Origin of the sequence: Streptomyces sp. NPDC059668, from assembly GCF_042734135.1 — a bacterium.
Classification (GTDB): Bacteria; Actinomycetota; Actinomycetes; order Streptomycetales; family Streptomycetaceae; genus Streptomyces.
In genome coordinates, this window is sequence record NZ_JBHWEL010000093.1 from 29,665 (window position 1) to 34,580 (window position 4,916).

Genomic DNA, 4,916 nt, shown 5'->3' on the forward strand with positions numbered 1-4,916 from the left:
CCCCGTCGTGGGCGCTTGCCCCACCTTCGTCGGGGGCGGCCCCCCCCCCCCCCCGCGGGGGGGGCGCCCCGTCTTTCTTGCCGCTCTCTCGTGAACCTCACGGAAAAACCGGAACTGGATTTTACCTATTGCTGATAAAAGGGACAATTGTGACCGTGAATCTCTCCGAGGGGTGGGCCCGTGCACGGCGCCGGGCCCCGGCGCCCGCCCCGTCCTCGCCCGCCGGCCCTCGCGGGCCCTTCGCCCGGACCCGCCGCATCGCTCTCGAAGTGGTCAGGTTCGCGGCCGTCGGCGGCAGCGGTGTCGCGGTCAACTTCCTGGTCTTCAATCTCCTTCTGCACGGCCTGAAGTGGGCCCCGATGGCCGCCACGGTCATCGCCAGCTGTGTCGCCATGGGCACCAACTACCTCGGCTTCCGCTTCTTCGCCTACCGCGACCGGGCCTCGCGCACCCGGCGGCAGATCCTCCTGTTCTTCGTCTTCAGCGGCATCGGTGTCGTCATGGAGAGCGCGCTGTTCTACGTCGGCTACCACGGTCTGGGCCTGAACGGTCCGCTCGGCTCCAACCTGGCCAAGGCGCTGTCGATCGTGCTGGCCTCGGCCTTCCGTTTCCTGGTGTACCGGACGTGGGTGTTCGGGCAGGTCGAACGCGACCACCAGGAGCTCGCCCGGGACCCGCAGCTGCCCGGGTGACACGCCAATGGAGCAGTCACCTGTGTAGTTTCATAGGAAATGTCTACCCTTAACAGGGTGAAAGTGGATCAGCGCTGCGCGCCCGACGCATCCGGGACCGGGCCCACCGGAACCGGAACCGTACCCGCCGTGTCCGTGGTCGTGATCGTCTACAACGACGAGAACCGGCTGCCCACGGCCGTGCGCTCCGTCCTCGACCAGACGCTGCGGAGCGTCGAGGTCGTCATCGTGGACGACCGGAGCACCGATGGCTCGTACTCCGTGGCGCAGCGGCTCGCCGCCGCCCACCCGGACCGGATCCGCGCCTTCCGGCTGCCGGAGAACAGCGGCGGCTGCGGAGCCCCGCGCAACCACGGCGTCCAGCAGGCCCGCGGCGACTACGTCCTCTTCCTCGACAGCGACGACGTCCTGGAGCGCAACGCCTGCCGCAACATGCTGGAGGCCGCCGAGAACACCGGCGCCGACCTCGTCTCCGGGCTGTGCGTACGGGTGCACGTCGACTCGCGCACGCGCAAGGAGGTCAAGTGGTACCCGTGGCTGTACGAGCGCACCCGCACCCTGGAGTCCGTCTCGGAACTGCCCGACCTGCTGGTCTTCGACACCCTGTCGACCAACAAGTGCTACCGCCGACGGTTCCTGCTGGACGAGGGCCTGAAGTTCCCGGTCGGCATCCACTACGAGGACCTGCTCTTCTCCGCCCAGGCGTACGTGGCCGCCCGCCGGATCACCCTCATCCCCAATCGGGTCTACGACTGGCGGATCGTGGACCGGCCGGAGGTGACGGCCGCGAGGTCCATCAGCAACCGGCGTGACGAGATCGCCAACTTCGCGCACCGCATGGAGATCCACCGCCGCGTGGACCGGCTGCTCGCGCGACACGGCCTGCTGGAGCTGAAGTTCGCCAAGGACGTCAAGTGGCTCAAGCACGATCTGGTCCTGCACCTGCGTGAGCTGCCGTTCCGGGACGCGGCCTACCGGCGGGAGTTCGCCGCGATCGCCCGCGCGTACCTGGAGTCGATCGACCGCGCCGCCTTCGACGAGGCCGAGCCGATCCACGCGATCTGCGCCTACCTCCTCCACGCGAGCGACTGGGACAACCTGCTGCCCGCGGTGGACACGCTCATCAACCGCGACAAGATCTCCTCACCGCTCGTCGAGCGCGACGGACGCGTGTACTGGTGCGCCCAGCACATCGAGGACGACGCCTTCGGGCGGCACGTCCTGGACGTCACCGACCTGGGCTACCACACCAAGCCGGTCGAGAGGATGTTCCTGCGCAACGCGCTGTCCCGGTACGAGGAGCACGCCGGCACCGTGCGGCTGGCCGGCCGTGTCACCAACCCGCTCGGGGTGATCCCGCCCGGCGCCCGGCTCTCCGCCCACCTGGAGTTCTACGCCCGCCGCAAGGGCGTGCGCTTCCAGACCTTCCGCTTCCCCGTGGCCCAGGTGAGACACGAGGGCGAGACCATCGCCTGGGAGACCTCGGCCGATCTCGCCAAGGGGCTGCGGCCCATCGGCGTCGTGGACACCGTGTGGGACGTACGCCTCCACCTCGACGTCGACGGCGCCCGGACCACGACCCGGCTCACCGCCGCCGAAGCCGGACCGCCGGCCGGCGGGCTGCCGGTCCGGCCCCGCCTCACCCGGCTGGTCGCCGACCGGATGGAGCCGGAGGTCTCCGCGCGCGGACACCTCTCCTTCCGGCTCGTCCCGGACAAGAAGGCCGACGAGCTGATCCGGCGCGGGATGCGCGGGAAGGCCGCACGGCGCGCCAAGTCCGGCTACCGCAAGGCCAGGGCGCGGCGCAGGGACCTCGCCTCGGGACGCTCCAAGATCCGCGTGTACCACAAGGTGTTCAGCCGCCTCCCGCACCGGAAGGGCCTCGTCGTCTTCGAGAGCCACCTGGGCCGGCAGTACAGCGACAGCCCCAAGGCCATCTACGAGGAGATGCGCAGGCAGAGGCTGGAGTTCGAGGCCGTGTGGGCGTACGCGGGCAGTCCCGACGGCTTCCCGTCCGACGCCACACTGGTGCGCCGCTGGTCGCTCCCGTACCTCAAGGCGCTCGCCCAGGCCGAGTTCTGGGTCGACAACCAGAGCTACCCGCTGAAGCTCACCAAACGGCCGGGGACCACGTATCTGCAGACCTGGCACGGGTCCGCGCTCAAGCGCATGGGCTTCGACGAGCCGGGGTGGAAGCTCAGGTCCCGCGCCGCGCAGGCCGCGCAGCAGCGCACCCTCGACCGCTTCGACCGGTTCCTGATCCGTTCCGAACACGATGTACGCACTCTCGCGCGGGCGTTCAGACTCCAGGAGCGGACCCTGCTGCGGGTGGGCTATCCGCGCAACGACGCGCTGGTACGGGTCAGGAAGCGCGCGGAGGCGTCCGGCGGCAAGCGCGAACCGGTCCTCCTGGCGGCCGAGTTGGGCATTCCGTCCGACAAGGAGGTGCTGCTCTACGCGCCCACCTTCCGGCAGCGCGGCGGCAAGCGGAAGCGGTTCGAGCTGCCCTTCGACGTGGAGCGCTTCGCCGACACCTTCGGCGACCGGTACGTCCTCCTCGTCCGCTCGCACTACCTCAACCACGTGGTGCTCCCGCCGTCCGTGCGCGGCCGTGTCATCGACGTCACGGACCACCACGACGTGACCCCGCTGCTGGCCCTCGCCGACGGTCTGATCACCGACTACTCGTCGGTGATGTTCGACTACTCCCTCCTCGACCGCCCGATGTTCTTCTTCGCCTACGACTACGAGGAGTACGTGCACGAGGACCGCGGCACCTACTTCGACCTGGTCGAACGGGCCCCCGGGCCGGTGGTCCGCACCGAGGACGAACTCCATGCCGTCCTCGGGTCGCTGGAGGACCAGAGGGTGAAGTACGCGGCCCGGCGCGAGCGGTTCGTCACCGACTTCAGCGAGTTCGACCGGGGGAACGCCGCGGAGAGCGTCGTCGACCAGTTCTTCGCCCACTGGAGGCGCACATGACCGCGGACCCCCGACGGGACATCTTCTTCGTCTCCAACAGCGTCGACGAGCTGGGCGGGGTGACCAGCTGGTCGCACCAGATGGCCCGCCTGTTCACCGAGCGCGGCCACCGCGTGAAGGTCATCGGCATCACCGATCCCGAGGTCCCCCAGGAGCTCGGCGAACTCCCGTACCCCACCTTCACGTTGTACGACGTCCACCCGCCGCGGGTCGGCCCCGCGCGCGGCGTCAGGGGACGGCTCAACGTGGCCGAGCGCAGGCTGCGTGCCGAACGGGCGGCGGGGATGCGCGAGCAGGCCGCCAAGCTGAGCGTGCTGTTCCGGGCCGCGCGCCCCGGGGCGGTGGTGATCGTCACGCAGGTGTGGGCGATGGAGTGGGTGAAACTGGCCGACACCAGCGGCCGGACCGTGATCGGCATGAGCCACGAGTCCTTCGCCTACTCGCGGGTGACCTCGCGCTTCGGCCGGGTCCGGCGGCACTACCGGGGCGTGGACCGGATGCTGACGCTCACCCGTGAGGACGCCGACCTGTGGATCCGGCAGGGCCTCGACAACGCGTCCTTCATGCCGAACCCGATCCCGTTCATGCCCGAGGTGCCCTCGCCCCGCACCGCGAACGTCGTCGTCAGCGTCGGCCGGCTGACCGACCAGAAGGGCATCGACATGCTCCTCGACACCTGGGCGGAGGTCGCGCCGCGCCACCCGGACTGGTGCCTGCGGATCTACGGCTCGGGGGAGGACGAGGAGATCCTCAGGAAGCAGTGCACGTCCCTCGGCCTCGACGGCTCGGTGGAGTGGATGGGGGCGACCGCGGACGTGCCGGGCGCGCTGCGGGGCGGCTCCGTCTTCGTCCTGTCCTCGCGGGGCGAGGGCTTCCCGCTCGCCGTCATGGAGGCCATGGCGGCGGCCCTCCCGTGCGCCGCCTTCGACTGCGCGCCCGGCGTCCACGAGATCATCCGCGACGGCGAGGACGGTCTGCTCGCCACCCGCGGCAACACCGCGGAACTCGCCCGCCGTCTCGACACGCTGATGTCCGACAAGCGGCTGCGCGACCGCATGGGCGAGGCGGCCCGCGTCAACATCCAGCGCTACTCGACGGACGAGATCGTGCGCAGGTGGGAGGAACTGTTCGTGTTCCTGGAGCGCTGTAGGGCCCCGGGCCCCCCGGGCGCGGGGGGCGGCCCGGGTAGCCCCCGGGGCGCCGGCAAGCCCCCCGAAGTCAGGAGACAGCGGGGGTGAGAGA

The 4,916-nt window shown here is 70.2% G+C and carries 3 protein-coding genes; all 3 read left to right on the plus strand.

Features of this window, described 5'->3' with window-relative positions:
- Positions 1-155 precede the first annotated feature (155 nt).
- The 3 genes from ACFV2J_RS38000 to ACFV2J_RS38010 all read left to right on the plus strand — a co-directional run bounded on the left by ACFV2J_RS38000 (position 156) and on the right by ACFV2J_RS38010 (position 4,912).
- Positions 156-692, plus strand: coding sequence for a GtrA family protein (locus tag ACFV2J_RS38000; protein WP_385096286.1), 537 nt, complete (start codon positions 156-158; stop codon positions 690-692).
- A 129-nt stretch (positions 693-821) separates the two neighbouring features.
- On the plus strand, positions 822-3,674 hold the full coding sequence (locus ACFV2J_RS38005; RefSeq protein ID WP_385096283.1) for a CDP-glycerol glycerophosphotransferase family protein: 2,853 nt from the start codon (positions 822-824) through the stop codon (positions 3,672-3,674).
- On the plus strand, positions 3,671-4,912 hold the full coding sequence (locus ACFV2J_RS38010; protein ID WP_385443027.1) for a glycosyltransferase: 1,242 nt from the start codon (positions 3,671-3,673) through the stop codon (positions 4,910-4,912). The genes ACFV2J_RS38005 and ACFV2J_RS38010 overlap by 4 nt, the downstream gene beginning before the upstream one ends.
- The last annotated feature ends 4 nt before the right edge of the window (positions 4,913-4,916 follow it).

Coding starts and splice junctions, on each gene's coding strand:
- ACFV2J_RS38010 (WP_385443027.1), top strand. CDS start 3,671: ATGACCGCGGACCCCCGACGGGACATCTTCTTCGTCTCCAACAGCGTC.